General features: G+C 71.8%; 12 protein-coding genes and 1 pseudogene. 5 read left to right on the forward strand and 8 right to left on the reverse strand.

Annotated features, from left to right (window positions below; all coding sequences use genetic code 11):
- Positions 1 to 9: 9 nt before the first annotated feature.
- Entirely contained in the window at positions 10 to 1,293 is a 1,284-nt protein-coding gene (locus DEP02_RS09025; protein ID WP_112466824.1) for an aspartate aminotransferase family protein, read from the reverse strand.
- Positions 1,290 to 2,132 carry a nitrilase-related carbon-nitrogen hydrolase gene (locus DEP02_RS09030; RefSeq protein ID WP_112466825.1) on the reverse strand — a complete coding sequence of 281 codons (843 nt, stop codon included), beginning with the start codon at positions 2,130 to 2,132 and terminating at the stop codon, positions 1,290 to 1,292. Before DEP02_RS09030 ends, DEP02_RS09025 begins: the two co-directional genes overlap by 4 nt.
- A 145-nt stretch (positions 2,133 to 2,277) precedes the next feature.
- On the opposite strand from DEP02_RS09030, the pseudogene DEP02_RS34495 reads away from it, so the two are divergent.
- Positions 2,278 to 2,481 (forward strand): annotated as a pseudogene (locus DEP02_RS34495) (M24 family metallopeptidase); the annotation flags it as partial.
- 223 nt (positions 2,482 to 2,704) lie between these two features.
- Positions 2,705 to 5,251, forward strand: a complete 2,547-nt coding sequence (locus DEP02_RS09040; RefSeq protein ID WP_112466826.1) for an ATP-dependent Clp protease ATP-binding subunit — start codon at positions 2,705 to 2,707, stop codon at positions 5,249 to 5,251.
- 117 nt (positions 5,252 to 5,368) lie between these two features.
- Here the strand turns inward: DEP02_RS09040 and ggt are convergent, their stop codons facing one another.
- Entirely contained in the window at positions 5,369 to 7,180 is a 1,812-nt protein-coding gene (gene ggt / locus DEP02_RS09045; RefSeq protein WP_112466827.1) for a gamma-glutamyltransferase, read from the reverse strand.
- A gap of 137 nt (positions 7,181 to 7,317) precedes the next feature.
- Here ggt and DEP02_RS09050 point away from each other — a divergent pair, with 137 nt between their 5' ends.
- Both DEP02_RS09050 and DEP02_RS09055 read left to right on the forward strand, forming a co-directional pair.
- Complete coding sequence (locus tag DEP02_RS09050) at positions 7,318 to 8,082, forward strand: hypothetical protein (RefSeq protein WP_112466828.1); 765 nt, start codon at positions 7,318 to 7,320, stop codon at positions 8,080 to 8,082.
- A gap of 77 nt (positions 8,083 to 8,159) precedes the next feature.
- Positions 8,160 to 9,728 carry a CocE/NonD family hydrolase gene (locus DEP02_RS09055; RefSeq protein ID WP_112466829.1) on the forward strand — a complete coding sequence of 523 codons (1,569 nt, stop codon included), beginning with the start codon at positions 8,160 to 8,162 and terminating at the stop codon, positions 9,726 to 9,728.
- A gap of 163 nt (positions 9,729 to 9,891) precedes the next feature.
- Here DEP02_RS09055 and DEP02_RS09060 read toward each other — a convergent pair whose 3' ends face one another.
- The 5 genes from DEP02_RS09060 to DEP02_RS09080 all read right to left on the reverse strand — a co-directional run bounded on the left by DEP02_RS09060 (position 9,892) and on the right by DEP02_RS09080 (position 13,850).
- Positions 9,892 to 10,335: a DUF6278 family protein gene (locus DEP02_RS09060; protein ID WP_112466830.1), complete on the reverse strand. Its 444-nt coding sequence runs from the start codon at positions 10,333 to 10,335 to the stop codon at positions 9,892 to 9,894.
- A gap of 59 nt (positions 10,336 to 10,394) precedes the next feature.
- Entirely contained in the window at positions 10,395 to 11,174 is a 780-nt protein-coding gene (locus DEP02_RS09065) for an exodeoxyribonuclease III (RefSeq protein ID WP_112466831.1), read from the reverse strand.
- A gap of 102 nt (positions 11,175 to 11,276) precedes the next feature.
- Positions 11,277 to 11,912 (reverse strand): MBL fold metallo-hydrolase, encoded by a 636-nt coding sequence (locus tag DEP02_RS09070; RefSeq protein ID WP_112466832.1) that lies wholly within the window; start codon positions 11,910 to 11,912, stop codon positions 11,277 to 11,279.
- 151 nt (positions 11,913 to 12,063) lie between these two features.
- Positions 12,064 to 13,359: a bifunctional 3-oxoadipate enol-lactonase/4-carboxymuconolactone decarboxylase PcaDC gene (gene pcaDC / locus DEP02_RS09075; RefSeq protein ID WP_112466833.1), complete on the reverse strand. Its 1,296-nt coding sequence runs from the start codon at positions 13,357 to 13,359 to the stop codon at positions 12,064 to 12,066.
- 44 nt (positions 13,360 to 13,403) lie between these two features.
- Positions 13,404 to 13,850 carry a transposase gene (locus tag DEP02_RS09080; RefSeq protein ID WP_232839027.1) on the reverse strand — a complete coding sequence of 149 codons (447 nt, stop codon included), beginning with the start codon at positions 13,848 to 13,850 and terminating at the stop codon, positions 13,404 to 13,406.
- Between DEP02_RS09080 and DEP02_RS34500 the strand changes: the two genes are divergently transcribed.
- On the forward strand, positions 13,766 to 13,992 hold a 227-nt coding region (locus tag DEP02_RS34500), incomplete at its 3' end, for a hypothetical protein (protein WP_232839028.1). The two genes, DEP02_RS09080 and DEP02_RS34500, sit on opposite strands and share 85 nt — an antisense overlap.

The following is a 13,992-nucleotide window of genomic DNA, read 5'->3' on the forward strand; positions in this document are numbered from 1 at the left end:
CGGTGCTCCTCAGCAGGCGTTGTGCAGGGCGTGCTCCAGGATCGCGGCGCCCTCCTCGGCCTCCGCGACGGTCAGGGACAGCGGTGGGGCGATGCGCAGGGCGCTGGTGTTGTGGCCGCCGCCCTTGCCGACGAGCAGGCCGCCCTCGCGGGCCGCCTCGAGGACGGCGGCGGCTGCCCGCGGGTCGGCCTCGTCGGTACCGGGTTTGGCCAGTTCGACGCCGATCATCAGTCCCCGTCCGCGTACCTCCCGTACGCCGGGCAGCTGGGCGGTGACGGCTCGCAGCCGCTCGATGAGCAGCCCGCCGACGCGCCGGGCGTTGCCCTGGAGGTCGTGTTCGAGGAGGTAGGTGAGGTTGGCGAGGCCGGCGGCCATGGTGACCTGGGTGCCGCCGAAGGTGGAGATGCTGTTGGAGTCCAGGCAGTTCATGATCTCGGCGCGGGCGACGACCCCGCCGACGGACATGCCGTTGCCGATGCCCTTGGCGAAGGTGACGATGTCCGGCGGCCCGCTGCGCCCGTGCGCCTGCCAGCCCCAGAAGTGGTCGCCGGTGCGGCCCCAGCCGGTCTGCACCTCGTCGGCGATCCACAGGATGCCGTGTTCCCTCAGTACGTCCCGGAAGGCGGCGTACAGGCCGTCGGGCGGGGAGGTGAACCCGCCGACGCCCTGGATGGGTTCGGCGATCAGGGCGGCGGGCGGGCGGGTGTGCCCGAGGAGGTCCTTCAGGTCCTCCACGCAGGCCGCGATGAACTCCGCGTCGCTCAGGTGGGCGAACGGGCCGCGGGTGCGTACGCCGCCGTGGACGTAGAGCGTCTGCAGCGGGGACAGGGAGGTCGGGGACCAGCCGCGGTTGCCGGTGATGCCGACCGCGCTGAAGGAGCGGCCGTGGTAGCTGTTGCGCATGGCCAGGATCGTGTTGCTGCGCCGGTAGGCCGTGGCGAGCAGCAGCGCGGTGTCGTTGGCCTCGGTGCCGGAGGTGGTGAAGAAGACGCGGGCGTTCGGGATGCCGCTCAACTGGGCGATGCGCTCGGCGAGTTCGACCATCGGCCGATTGAGGTAGAGCGTGGAGGAGTGGATGATCCGCCCGGCCTGCTCGCTCACCGCCTTGGTGACCTCGGGCAGGGCGTGGGCGGTCATGGTGGTGAGGATCCCGCCGAAGAAGTCGAGGTAGCGCCTGCCGCTCGCGTCCCAGACGTGGCGGCCCTCGCCGTGGGTGATCTCGATCGGGTCCTCGTAGTAGAGCGCGAGCCAGTCGGGGGTGACGGCCCGGTGGCGGGCGTACAGGTCGCTCACGGCTGCACCAGCCCTTCGTAGGCGTCGGGGCGGCGGTCGCGGTAGAAGGCCCACTGCTGCCGCACCTCTTCGATGAGGTCGAAGTCGAGGTCGCGGACGAGGAGTTCCTCCTTGGAGTCACTGGCGACGTCCCCGACGAACTGTCCGCGCGGGTCGACGAAGTAGCTCGTCCCGTAGAAGTCGTTGTCGCCGTACTCCTCCTGGCCGACGCGGTTGATCGCGGCGATGAAGTACTCGTTGGCGACGGCGGCGGCCGGCTGTTCCAGTTGCCACAGGTAGGCGGACAGGCCGCGGTGGGTGGCGGAGGGGTTGTAGACGATCTGGGCGCCGTTCAGGCCGAGCTGGCGCCAGCCCTCCGGGAAGTGGCGGTCGTAGCAGATGTAGACGCCGACCTTGCCTACGGCGGTGTCGAAGACGGGCCAGCCGAGGTTGCCGGGCTTGAAGTAGAACTTCTCCCAGAAGCCCTTGACCTGCGGGATGTGGTGTTTGCGGTACTTGCCGAGATAGGTGCCGTCGGCGTCGATCACGGCGGCGGTGTTGTAGTAGAAGCCCGACTGCTCGACCTCGAAGACGGGGACGACGATCACCATGCCGGTCTCGCGGGCGAGTTCCCGCATACGGCGCACCGTGGGCCCGTCCGGCACGGGCTCGGCCCAGCGGTAGTGCTCCGCGTCCTGCACCTGGCAGAAGTACGGCGCGTTGAAGACTTCCTGGAACCCGATGACCCGGGCACCCTGACGGGCCGCCTCGCGGGCGTGTTCCTCATGTTTGGCGATCATGGACGCGGTGTCGCCGGTCCAGGTGGCCTGGACCAGAGCCGCACGGACGACGTTGGCCACGAGCTGCTCCTTCGACGTGTACGTCAGAGGCAGATTCTCTACGCCCGTAGAACAGGCCTAGAGGGACGAACGTAAGCCTTTCGGACCACCTTGCCAAGACCATCGCCGCCAACCCGCGAAGTCGATCACGTTTCACACCCCACTGGACGAGCGCCGCCCCGGCCGTGACCTTCCGCTGCGCCCCGGCATGGTCCTCGCCATCGAGCCCATGCCGATCGCCGGCGGCACGGACGGCTACCACGCGGCCCCGGACGGCTGGACCCTCCGCACCAACGACGGCTCCCGGGCGGCCCACGTGGAGCACACGGTGGCGATCACGGAATCAGGCCCGAGGATTCTCACGCAACGGCAGGACAACCAACCCAGGGGCGCGGGGCTGCATCGATATGCGGCTCCGCCGTGTGGGCGCGAACAACCACAACGGCGCCGCACCCGCGCAACAAGATCACACCCCGAGCTCGCAGGCGCCCGACATGCCCGAACAAACCGCACGTGTCATCGTTGAATGAGCGCAGCTCAACCGGATACCCGGCGGGAGCCACTCGTCAGCGGAGGAACGGAAACGGAAAACGATGACCAGCGGCTACCTCGGCCCGGAAGGCGACCCCTTCAGTGAGTTCTTCGCCCGCTTCTTCGGCGGACCGCGCCCCGGTCCCCGTCAGATCGACATCGGCCGGCTGCTGAGCCAGCCCGCCCGGGAGCTCGTCAAGGGTGCGGCGCAGTACGCCGCCGAGCACGGCAGCCGGGACCTGGACACCGAACACCTGCTGCGGGCCGCGCTCGCCGCCGAGCCCACCCGCAGTCTGCTCAGCCGGGCCGGCGCGGACCCCGACTCGATCGCGTCGCAGATCGACGAGCGGTCCGGGCCCGTGCAGCACCCGTCGGAGGAGACGCCGCCCCCCACCGCCCTGTCGCTCACCCCCGCCGTCAAGCGCGCCCTGCTGGACGCGCACGACATGGCGCGGGCCAGCGGCGCCGGGTACATCGGCCCGGAGCACGTGCTCAGCGCGCTCGCCGCGAACCCCGACTCCGCGGCCGGGCACATCCTGAACGCGGCCCGGTACGCGGCGCGCGGTCTGCCGCCCGAGGCGCCGGACGCCACCGCGCCGCCGGGGGCGGAGCGGCAGCGGGCCACCGGGACGCCGACCCTGGACAAGTACGGGCGCGATCTGACCGACCTGGCCCGGCAGGGCCGTATCGACCCGGTGATCGGGCGGGAGCAGGAGATCGAGCAGACCGTCGAGGTGCTGTCCCGGCGCGGCAAGAACAACCCGGTGCTCATCGGCGACGCGGGCGTCGGCAAGACGGCCGTCGTCGAAGGGCTCGCACAGCGGATCGCCGACGGGGACGTGCCCGACATCCTGATCGGCCGCCGGGTGGTGGCCCTGGACCTGACGGGCGTGGTGGCGGGCACCCGCTACCGGGGCGACTTCGAGGAGCGCCTGAACAACATCGTCACCGAGATCCGCACCCACTCCGACCAGCTGATCGTCTTCATCGACGAGCTGCACACCGTCGTCGGCGCCGGAGCGGGCGGCGAGGGCGGCGCGATGGACGCGGGCAACATCCTCAAGCCCGCCCTCTCCCGCGGCGAGCTGCACATCGTCGGCGCGACCACGCTGGAGGAGTACCGGCGGATCGAGAAGGACGCGGCGCTGGCCCGCCGGTTCCAGCCGATCCTGGTGCCCGAGCCGTCCGTCCCGGACACCCTGGAGATCCTGCGCGGGCTGCGCGACCGCTACGAGGCCCACCACCAGGTCCGCTACACCGACGAGGCGCTGGTGGCCGCCGTGGAGATGTCCGACCGGTATCTGCCCGACCGGCGGCTGCCGGACAAGGCGATCGACCTGATCGACCAGGCCGGCGCCCGGGTGCGGCTGCGGGCACGGACCAAGGGCACCGACGTACGGGCCATGGAGCGCGAGGTCGAACGGCTCACCCTGGACAAGGACCAGGCGGTCGCGGACGAGCAGTACGAGCAGGCCACCCGGTTGCGCGACCGGATCACCGAGCTGAAGCAGAAGATCACGCAGGCCACCGGGGACGAGGAGGCCGACGAGGGGCAGCACCTGAAGGTCACCGCGGAGGCCATCGCCGAGGTGGTGTCCCGGCTGACCGGCATCCCGGTCAGCAGCCTCACCCAGGAGGAGAAGGAGCGCCTGCTCGGCCTGGAGGAGCATCTGCACCAGCGGGTGATCGGCCAGGACGAGGCCGTGAGCGTGGTCTCCGAGGCGGTGCTGCGCTCCCGCGCGGGGCTGGCGAGCCCGGACCGGCCGATCGGCAGCTTCCTGTTCCTCGGCCCGACCGGCGTCGGCAAGACCGAGCTGGCCCGGGCGCTGGCCGAGGCCCTGTTCGGCGGCGAGGACCGGATGGTCCGCCTGGACATGAGCGAGTACCAGGAGCGGCACACCGTCAGCCGGCTGGTGGGCGCCCCGCCCGGGTACGTCGGCCACGAGGAGGCCGGGCAGCTCACCGAGGTGGTGCGCCGGCACCCGTACTCGCTGCTCCTGCTGGACGAGGTGGAGAAGGCGCACCCGGACGTCTTCAACATCCTGCTGCAGGTGCTCGACGACGGGCGGCTCACCGACTCCCAGGGCCGCACGGTGGACTTCACCCACACGGTCATCGTGATGACCAGCAACCTCGGTTCGGAGGCGATCACCCGGCGCGGTGCCGGGATCGGGTTCGGCGCGGGTGGCGCGGAGGCGGACGAGGAGGCGCGGCGCGAGCAGATCCTGCGTCCGCTGCGGGAGCACTTCCGGCCGGAGTTCCTCAACCGGATCGACGAGATCGTCGTCTTCCGCCAGCTCACCGGCGAGCAGCTGCGGCAGATCACCGACCTGCTGCTGGAGAAGACCCGCCGGCTGCTGCACGCGCAGGGCGTCGCCGTCGAGTTCACCGGCGCGGCCGTCGACTGGCTCGCCCAGCGCGGCTACCAGCCGGAGTACGGCGCCCGCCCGCTGCGCCGCATCATCCAGCGGGAGGTCGACAACCAGCTGTCCCGGCTGCTGCTGGACGGCCGGGTCCGCGAGGGCGGCCGGGTCACGGTGGGGGTGGCGGACGGCCGGCTCACGTTCGGCACCGAGAACCGGGAACCCTCGCCGGCGCCCACCGAGTGAAGGGAGCAGGGGCCCGCCTCCATCTGACGGGAGACGGGCCCCGCCGTGTCACCGGCCGCCCGGCCGTGTCACTGTCTGCCCGGTCCTGCGGTCCTGCGGTCCCACGGTCCTACGGTCCTACGGCGCCGGGCGCACCACCATCGCCGAGCCCCCGCCCCGGCGGACCTTCTCCGCGGCGGCCCGCCACCTGCCGTCCGGCAGGCGCTGCACGGCGGTGGCGGCGCCGATCTCGGGGTTGAGCCTGAAGGAGTGGCCGATCGCCTCCAGCCGCTTCCTCACCTGGCTGTCGTAGAGGCCGGGTTCGAGTTCGGTCCGGGCGGTGTCGCGCTGGCTGGCGCGGGGCGCGGCGATCGCGTCGACGAGCGGCAGGTGCCGGTCCAGGACTCCGGTCAGGGTCTGCAGCACGGTGGTGATGATGGTCGCGCCACCGGGCGTACCGAGCGCCACCACCGGCCGGTTGTGCCGGTCGAGCACGATCGTCGGCGCGATCGACGAGCGCGGCCGCTTGCCCGGGCCGGGCAGGTTCGGGTCGTGCACGGCCGGGTCGGCCGGGGCGAAGGAGAAGTCGGTGAGCTCGTTGTTGAGCAGGAAGCCGCGGCCGGGGACGGTGATGCCGCTGCCGCCGGTCTGCTCGATGGTGAGGGTGTGGGCGACGACGTTGCCCCACCGGTCGGCGACCGTCAGGTGTGTGGTGCTCTCGCCCTCGTACGTCGTCGGCGCCGCCGTTCCGCCACGGGCGCAGGCGGCGGGGTGGCGGGGGTCGCCGGGGGCGAGCGGGCTGGTGAGGACCGCGTTGTCCTTGATCAGGCAGGCCCGGGAGTCGGCGTACTTCTGCGACAGCAGTTCCTTGGTGGGTACGTCCTCGAAGGCGGGGTCGCCGACCCAGCGCCCGCGGTCGGCGAAGGCGATGCGGCTCGCCTCGATGAAGTGGTGCAGGTACTGCGCCTCGCTCGCCTTCGAAAGGTCCGTCCGCTCAAGGATGTTGAGCGCTTCGCCGACGGTCGTGCCACCGGAGGAGGAGGGCGCGATGGAGTACACATTCAGGCCGCGGTAGGAGGTCCTGGTGGGCGCCTGGAGTTTGGCGCGGTAGGCGGCGAGGTCCTTGGCGGACAGCTTGCCCGGACGGGCGTTCCAGCCCGAAGCCGGGTCGACGGGCGGGTGGTTGACCGTCCTGACGATGTCCTTGCCGAGGTCGCCGTGGTAGAGCGCGCCGACGCCCTCGCGGGCCAGCTCCTGGTAGGTGCGGGCGAGGTCGGGGTTCTTGAACGTCGAGCCGACGACGGGGAGTTGCCCGTTCGGCAGGAAGAGCTCGGCGGTGGCGGGGAAGGAGCGGAAGCGGGTCTCGTTGGCGGCGGTCTGCGAGCGGAAGGTGTCGTCGACGGTGAAGCCGTCGCGGGCGAGGCGCTCGGCCGGCTCCAGGACCGTGGCGAGGCGTCTGGTGCCCCACCGGTCCAGGGCCGTCTGCCAGGTGGCGGGCGTGCCGGGGGTGCCGACGCCCAGGCCGCTGCTGACGGCGGCGTCGAAGGGGAGCGGCTTGCCGTTCTCCAGGAAGAGTGCGGAGTCGGCGGTCAGCGGGGCGGTCTCGCGGCCGTCGATGGTGTGCACGGTGCGGGTGCGGGCGTCGTAGTGGACGAAGTAGCCGCCTCCGCCGATGCCGGCGGAGTAGGGCTCGGTGACGCCGAGGGCGGCGGCGGTGGCGACGGCCGCGTCGACGGCGTTGCCGCCGTTCCTCAGCACCTCGATGCCGGCGGCGGTGGCGTCCGCGTCGACGCTGGCCACGGCGCCGCCGTAGCCGACGGCGACGGGGGTCTTCCGGTCCGGTCCCGGCTTGGCGTGGGGCGGTGCGGCGGGCGGGGCGGCCGCGCCCACCACCACCACGGCGGCCGAGACCGCCAGGACCGCCAGTTTCCGTGCGACAGGGCGACGCATCCGCACCTCCACGCTGGTCGTGCCCGGACTGCCTGACCGTTCGCGCAGCTTAATGTCGTTGCCATGATCCCGTCAGAACGACAGGGCCAATCGGGTGTCGAACACCGGTGCGTTCAAAGGCGCTAGCATGCCCGGCCATGAACGACGACGTGCGCAACATCGTCCTGGGAGTGGTGGCGGCGGCCGTCAGCGCCGCGCTCGGGTGGCTGGCCCGCACCTATCTGTGGCGGCGCAGGCTGCGCCGCAAGCAGGCCTTCTTCGGGCTGCCCGACAACTCCGAGTCGCTGCTGGTGGTCAACCGTGACGCGGGCGGCCCGGACCTCACGGTGACGCGCCACGACGTCTTCGCCCTGCTGGAGCTGTCCGCGCTCATCAAGGACTGCAACGCGGCCGTCCAGGTCGTCGCGCACGACGCGGCCCAGCAGGGGTTCGGCGAGCGCACCGAGTTCTGCGTCGGCGGGCCGGCCTCCAACCGACGTATGGCAGCGCACCTTTCGTCCCTGCTGCCCGGGGTGCGGGTGAACATCGACGCCGAACCCGGCCCGGACCGGGGGGCGTTCCGGATCGGCGGCGAGCACTACCGGCTCGAGGCGGGCCGCAGCGAGTACGTCCTGCTCGCCCGGCTCACCGCCGGAGAGCGCCGCTCCAGGGCTCGGCCGGTGTTCCTGTTCTGCGGGCAGCGCGCCATCGACAACCAGGCCGCGACCCGCTACCTCGCCCGCAACCACGAGCGGCTGGCCCGCAAGTACGGGGGCGGTTCCTTCGTCCTGCTGCTGAAGGTGGTCAACTCCCAGGCGTACGGCCCGGATGTGGTCGAACTCGTCGCGGACGTGACCCGCGCGGCCCAGGCGCCCCTGCCGGAGTCCGAGATCAACACTTCAACAAGCTTTACTGGCACGTAACTTACCGACGGGTTACTTCAGGTGGGCGGCAGCGGTTACCGTCGGGTCACTTTCACTGACATGCGTGAGGAGACCCTGTGGGACCCAACCGCAAGGCCCTGCGTACGACCGCCGTGGGTGCCGTGTCGGCCACTGTGATCGCCGGCAGCGCCCTCGGCCTCGCCCCCACCGCGCAGGCGGCCCCTGACGTCGTCCGCTTCGTCGACATCACCGGCGACGGCGGCACCGTCCTGAAGGCCAACGTCGTCACCCCGGCGAACGCCGACGGCTCGCGCAGCCATCCGCTCATCGTGCTCCCCACCAGCTGGGGCTTCCCCCAGATCGAGTACCTCGTCCCGGCCCGCGCGCTCGCCGACTCCGGCTATGTGGTGGTCAGCTACAACGTGCGGGGATTCTGGCAGTCGGGCGGGCAGATAGAGGTCGCCGGCCCGCGGGACCGGGCGGACGCCTCCAAGGTGATCGACTGGGCCCTCGCCCACACCCCGGCCGACCCCGACCGCATCGGCATGGCGGGCGTCTCCTACGGCGCGGGCATCAGCCTGTTGGCCGCCGAGCACGACAAGCGGATCAAGGCGGTGGCCGCGCTCAGCGGCTGGGGAGACCTGACCGGCTCGATCTACTCCGGCCGCACCCAGCACCTCCAGGCGGGGGCCCTGCTCCACGGCGCCGCGACCCTCACCGGACGCGAGAGTCCCGAGACCCGGCAGGTGTTCGACGACTTCTTCGCCTCCCGCCTCGCCAGGGAGCAGGAGCTGCTCGACTGGGGAAAGAAACGTTCACCCACGACCTACGTCGACGAACTCAACAGGAACGGCACGGCGGTGTTCCTCGCGGGCGGCTGGGGCGACACCATCTTCTCGCCCAACCAGAGCGCCGACTTCTACGAGAGGCTGACGGGCCCGAAGAGACTGGAGTTCCGCCCCGGGGAACACGTCACCCCGGAACTGACCGGCCTGTTCGGGCTGCCCAACGATGTGTGGACCAACACCCGGCGCTGGTTCGACCGCTACCTCCAGGGCCGGGACAACGGCATCGACCGCGAGCAGCCGGTCCAGCTCAGGTCCCGCTCCAAGGGCGGCTACGAGGGCTATCCGGACTGGAAGTCGGTGGGTGCGGACCAGCGGAAGTTCGAACTCGCGGGCTCGGCCACGATCCGCGCCAATGTCGACTCCGGCGCGAACGGCGGGGTCCTCTTCCTGACCGGCGTCCTCGACCAGGTGGCCCGGATCCCCCCGATGGCGTACGTTCCGCTGCTCCCCCGGCGCTGGGCCGCGGTGTGGCAGTCGGGCAGGCACACGACCGCCCAGCAGGTGCGCGGCACCGCGACGTTGCACACGACGCTCACCCCGACCAAGGAGAGCGGCACCTTCGTCGCCCACATCTACGACGTCGGCCCGCTCGGTGTCGGCAAGCTGGTCACCCATGCGCCGTACACCTGGCACGGCCGCACCCCCGGCGTGCCGTTCACCGTGGACCTGCCGCTGTACGCCACCGCCTACGACGTGCCGGCCGGGCACCGGCTCGCCCTCGTCGTCGACACGGTCGACCCGCTCTACATCGAGCACAACCCGTCCGGCGCGCAGCTGACCTTCTCCTCACCGGCGGACGATCCGTCCCATGTGTCCGTCCCGCTGCGCGAACAGTGATCTCCGGCTGCCGCCGGCCGGGTATGGCCCCGTGAACTGCTGCCCCCCTGCGGTCGAAGGGCCGTGGGGGGTGCCCCCACCCGGCAACAGCGTCCCCGTCCCGGTGGCGGTGGGCCGGATGGCCGTCACCACAGGGGCGAGCGGCACATCGTAGTCGCCGGGCTCACCGCTCCGCGACCTCCGCGTACAGCGGGGAGAGCCCGGGAACGCCGCTTTCGGCCCAGGCGTGGCCGGCCTCGACGACGTCGACCTCCCGCCCGGACGCAAGCCGTACGACGGGCTGCCCGCTGGACCGGATCTCCCAGACCGCACCGGGAACGGTACGCACGACGACCGTGCCCAGATACAGTCCCGCGTCGTTCCCCAGCCACGACATCTCCTCGGAGTCGTCGCGCCAGCGCGGCAGCATCTGGTCGAGCGCCTCCAGCGAGGCCGCGGACTCGTCGAGCCGGACGCCGGCCTCGGACGCCTGCGCACGCAGCAGCTCACAGGTGGAGAGCAGGTCGGCGAGGTCCCCGGGGTCCGGTGTACCGTCCACGGAGACCACCGCGACGCCGACGGCCGGTGCGCTCTTCCTGCGCCAGTTGCCCACAGACCAGAAGCTCATGGCTTCAGCGTGGCACCCGCACCGCCGCGCGCGCCACAGGGCGGACGCGGGTGTCACGCCTACACGTCCAGGTCGACCACCACGGGCGCGTGGTCGGAGGCGCCCTTGCCCTTGCGCTCCTCGCGGTCGACGTAGGCGTCGGTGACCGCCTTCGCGAACGGCTCGTTGGCGTACACCAGGTCGATGCGCATACCGCGGTTCTTCGGGAAGCAGAGCTGGCGGTAGTCCCAGTAGGTGAAGGGGTGGTCGTACTTCAGGGGCCGCGGGACCACGTCCGCGAGGCCGGCCTCGCGCAGGGCGGTCAGGGCGGCCCGCTCGGCCGGGGTGACGTGGGTGGAGCCCTCGAAGGCCGCCCGGTCGTAGACGTCGTCGTCGGTCGGTGCCACGTTGTAGTCGCCGAGGACGGCGAAGGGACGGCTGCCGCCCGCGTCGCCCGCGACGGCCTCCTTGAGCGCCTCGAACCACTGGAGCTTGTAGGCGTAGTGGGGGTGGTCCACCTCGCGGCCGTTGGGTACGTACACCGACCAGACGCGGACCGGGCCGCAGGTCGCGGAGATGGCGCGGGGCTCCTCGACGCCCTCGAAGCCGGGGTCGCCGGGCAGGCCCTTGACCACGTCCTCGATGCCCACGCGGGAGAGCACCGCCACGCCGTTCCACCGCCCGGTGGCGTGGACCGCCGCCTCGTAGCCCGCGTCGCGCAGCTGGTCGAACGGGAACTTGTCCTCGGCGACCTTGGCCTCCTGCAGGCACAGCACGTCCGTGCCGCTGCTCTCCAGCCAGGCCAGCAGCCTCGGCAGGCGGGCAGTGATCGAGTTCACGTTCCAGGTCGCGATGCGCATGCCTCACAACCTACCCGGCGTCACTGACAACGCCGCCCGCGGCAACGTCTTCCGCCCGGGGCCCGTGCCCGCGGGGGCTCGGCTCGACGTCCGACGTCAAGGTCAGACCTCCGCCGACGCACCCGGTGTCAGCCGCAGGTGTTCCGTGCCGCCCAGGGCGCCGATCTGGCGGTCGTAGATCGGGCGGGCCAGGTCGGTGAGGAGCGCGTCGTGGATGTCGTAGGCGCGCTGCGGCCCGACCTCGCGGACGTAGTCGATCACCTCGGAGATCTTGTTCCAGGGCGCCATCACCGGGAGCATCAGCGTCTCCACCGGGCGGTCGGGCACGGTGAGCGCGTCGCCGGGGTGGAAGACGCGGCCGCCGTCGATGAGGTAGCCGACGTTGGTGACGCGCGGGATGTCCGGGTGGATCACCGCGTGCAGCTCGCCGTGGACCTGGACGTCGAACCCGGCGGCGGTGAAGGTGTCGCCGTGGCCGACGGTGTGGACACGGCCCGGGAAGGCGGCGGCGATCTGCTCCGCGACCGACCGCAGCGTCCAGATCTCGGTGTCCGGGTCGGCCTCCAGGGCGGCGCGCAGGCGTCCCTCGTCGAAGTGGTCGGGGTGCTCGTGGGTGACCAGGATCGCCTCCGCGCCGACCGCGGCGTCCTCCTCGCTGAACCCGCCGGGGTCGACGACGAGCGTCCGCCCGTCCTTCTCCAGGCGGATGCAGGCGTGCGACTTCTTCGTGAGCTTCATGTGTCCCATCCTGATAGGTCCCGTCCTGACGCGCCCCGTCCTGACGCGCCCCACCCTGCCACGCCCCGTCCTGACGCGCCCCGCCCTGCCGCGCGCCGGGCACGCGGGCTGTCCCTGTCCGGCGTGGTGGCCCCGATGCCCGGCCGGGCGGTCACTCGGCGGGGGTCGTCTCCTCGCGGATGACCTGCTGGGCGATCCGGAAGGCGTTGCCCGCCGCGGGGATTCCGCAGTAGACGGCCGTCTGCAGCAGCACCTCCTTGATCTCGTCCGGGGTGAGGCCGCCCCGCAGGGCGGCCCGGGTGTGGGCGGCGAGGTGCTGCAGGTGGCCGCCCGCGACCAGGGCGGTGAGGGTGACACAGCTGCGGGTGCGCCGGTCCAGGCCGGGCCGGTCCCAGATCTCGCCCCAGGCGTACCGGGTCAGGAACTCCTGGAAGTCGCCGGAGAAGTCGTCGGCCTCGGCGAGCGCGCCGTCGACGTGCGCGTCGCCGAGCACCTCGCGGCGGATCTTCAGACCGATGTCGTACGGGTCCGGGCGGCCCGCGGGCCGGTCCGGTACGGCCGCCGGGGCGATCTCGGCGATGGGCGCGGCCTGCGGGGGCGCGGCCAGGACCGGCCTGGCCGGGGGCGGGACGACCGCCAGCCGGCCGGTGGTCGACTCGAAGGGCAGCTGCCAGGCGGTGGAGAAGTGCCGGACCAGCAGGTCGGTGACGGCGGCGGGCTGCTCCACCGGCACCAGGTGGGAGGCTCCGGGCACGACGGCCAGGCGGGCGTCGCGGATGCCGGCGACCAGGGTGCGGGCCTCGGCGGGGCCGGTGACCTGGTCCTCGGAGCCGACCAGGACCAGCGTGGGCACGCCGACGCGGCCGAGTTCGGACCGGACGTCGAAGGTGGCCAGGGCCTCGCAGGCGGCGATGTAGCAGCCGGGGTCGGTGGTGCGCACCATCTGCACGGCCCATTCGGTGATCGCGGGCTGCGCGGCGGCGTAACCGCCGGTGAACCAGCGGTCCGGGGAGGTACGGGCGATCGGGTCGAGCCCGTTGGTACGGACGACCACCCCGCGCTGGCGGAACTCGTCGGAGGTGCCGAAGCGGGGCGAGGCGGCGATCAGCGCGAGGGAGGCGAGGCGCTCGGGGTTGCGCAGGGCCAGTTCGAGGCCGATGGCGCCGCCGAGTGCGCAGCCGGCGTAGCCGAAGCGCTGCACGCCGAGTCCGTCCAGGGTGACCAGCAGACGGTCGGTCAGGTCGGAGACCGCACCGGCGGGGTGCGCGGGCGCGCCGCCGTGTCCGGGCAGGTCGAACCGGAAGACACGCCACTGCTTCGTCAGCTCGGGGACCTGGCGGTCCCACATGTGCCAGGTCGTACCCAGTGAGGGAGCCAGGATCAGGACAGGGGCTTCTTCCGGCCCGTCAAAGCGGTATTGCAGGGTGTTCGTTGGTGTCTCGCTCACCCGTCCGACCCTCTCATGTATCACGACTGCCCCTCTGACGGGGGTTATGGCTGTGTGGGCCTGACCAGGTGGAAGGCCTCCCGGGCAGCGTAGCGTTTGAGGCATCGGACGATGTCGCGTCGGGTCTTGCCCTCCTTGCTGCGGCGTTCGTAGTAGTCCTGGGTGCGCGGGTCGCAGCGCAGCCGGGTGAACACGATGCGGTGCAGGGCGGCGTTGGCCTGCCGGTCGCCGTCACGGTTGAGGCGACGGTACTGCCGGCTGCCCGAGGAACGCTCGATGGGGCTGACCCCGCACAGCGCGGCGAAGGACGCCTCACCGCGCAGGCGTTCCGGGTTGTCCCGATCGTGATCAGCAAAGTGACGGCCGTGTCCGGACCGATGCCCACCACGGTGAGCAGCCGCGGCGCGTGGCGTTCCACGAGCCGGGCCAGGCGGCCTTCCAGGTCGTGGATCTGCTCGGTGAGCTGCCCGATTCGCTGGGCCGGCAGGCACAGGGTGATGCGGGTGGCCTGCAGCACCGCCTCCTCACCGTCCTCGTCGTTCTTGCTGTTCTCGGCGAGCCGTGCGCAGGTACGGAGAAGTTCTGCATTGCTCAGCCCGGCCAGTTCTTCCCGCAGGTTCGGGTCGGCACTGC

The sequence above is a fragment of the Streptomyces triticisoli genome, from assembly GCF_003270085.1.
Lineage (GTDB): Bacteria > Actinomycetota > Actinomycetes > Streptomycetales > Streptomycetaceae > Streptomyces > Streptomyces triticisoli.

Coding starts and splice junctions, on each gene's coding strand:
- ggt (WP_112466827.1), bottom strand. CDS start 7,180: ATGCGTCGCCCTGTCGCACGGAAACTGGCGGTCCTGGCGGTCTCGGCC.
- DEP02_RS09070 (WP_112466832.1), bottom strand. CDS start 11,912: ATGAAGCTCACGAAGAAGTCGCACGCCTGCATCCGCCTGGAGAAGGAC.
- DEP02_RS09065 (WP_112466831.1), bottom strand. CDS start 11,174: ATGCGCATCGCGACCTGGAACGTGAACTCGATCACTGCCCGCCTGCCG.
- DEP02_RS09050 (WP_112466828.1), top strand. CDS start 7,318: ATGAACGACGACGTGCGCAACATCGTCCTGGGAGTGGTGGCGGCGGCC.
- DEP02_RS09040 (WP_112466826.1), top strand. CDS start 2,705: ATGACCAGCGGCTACCTCGGCCCGGAAGGCGACCCCTTCAGTGAGTTC.
- DEP02_RS09060 (WP_112466830.1), bottom strand. CDS start 10,335: ATGAGCTTCTGGTCTGTGGGCAACTGGCGCAGGAAGAGCGCACCGGCC.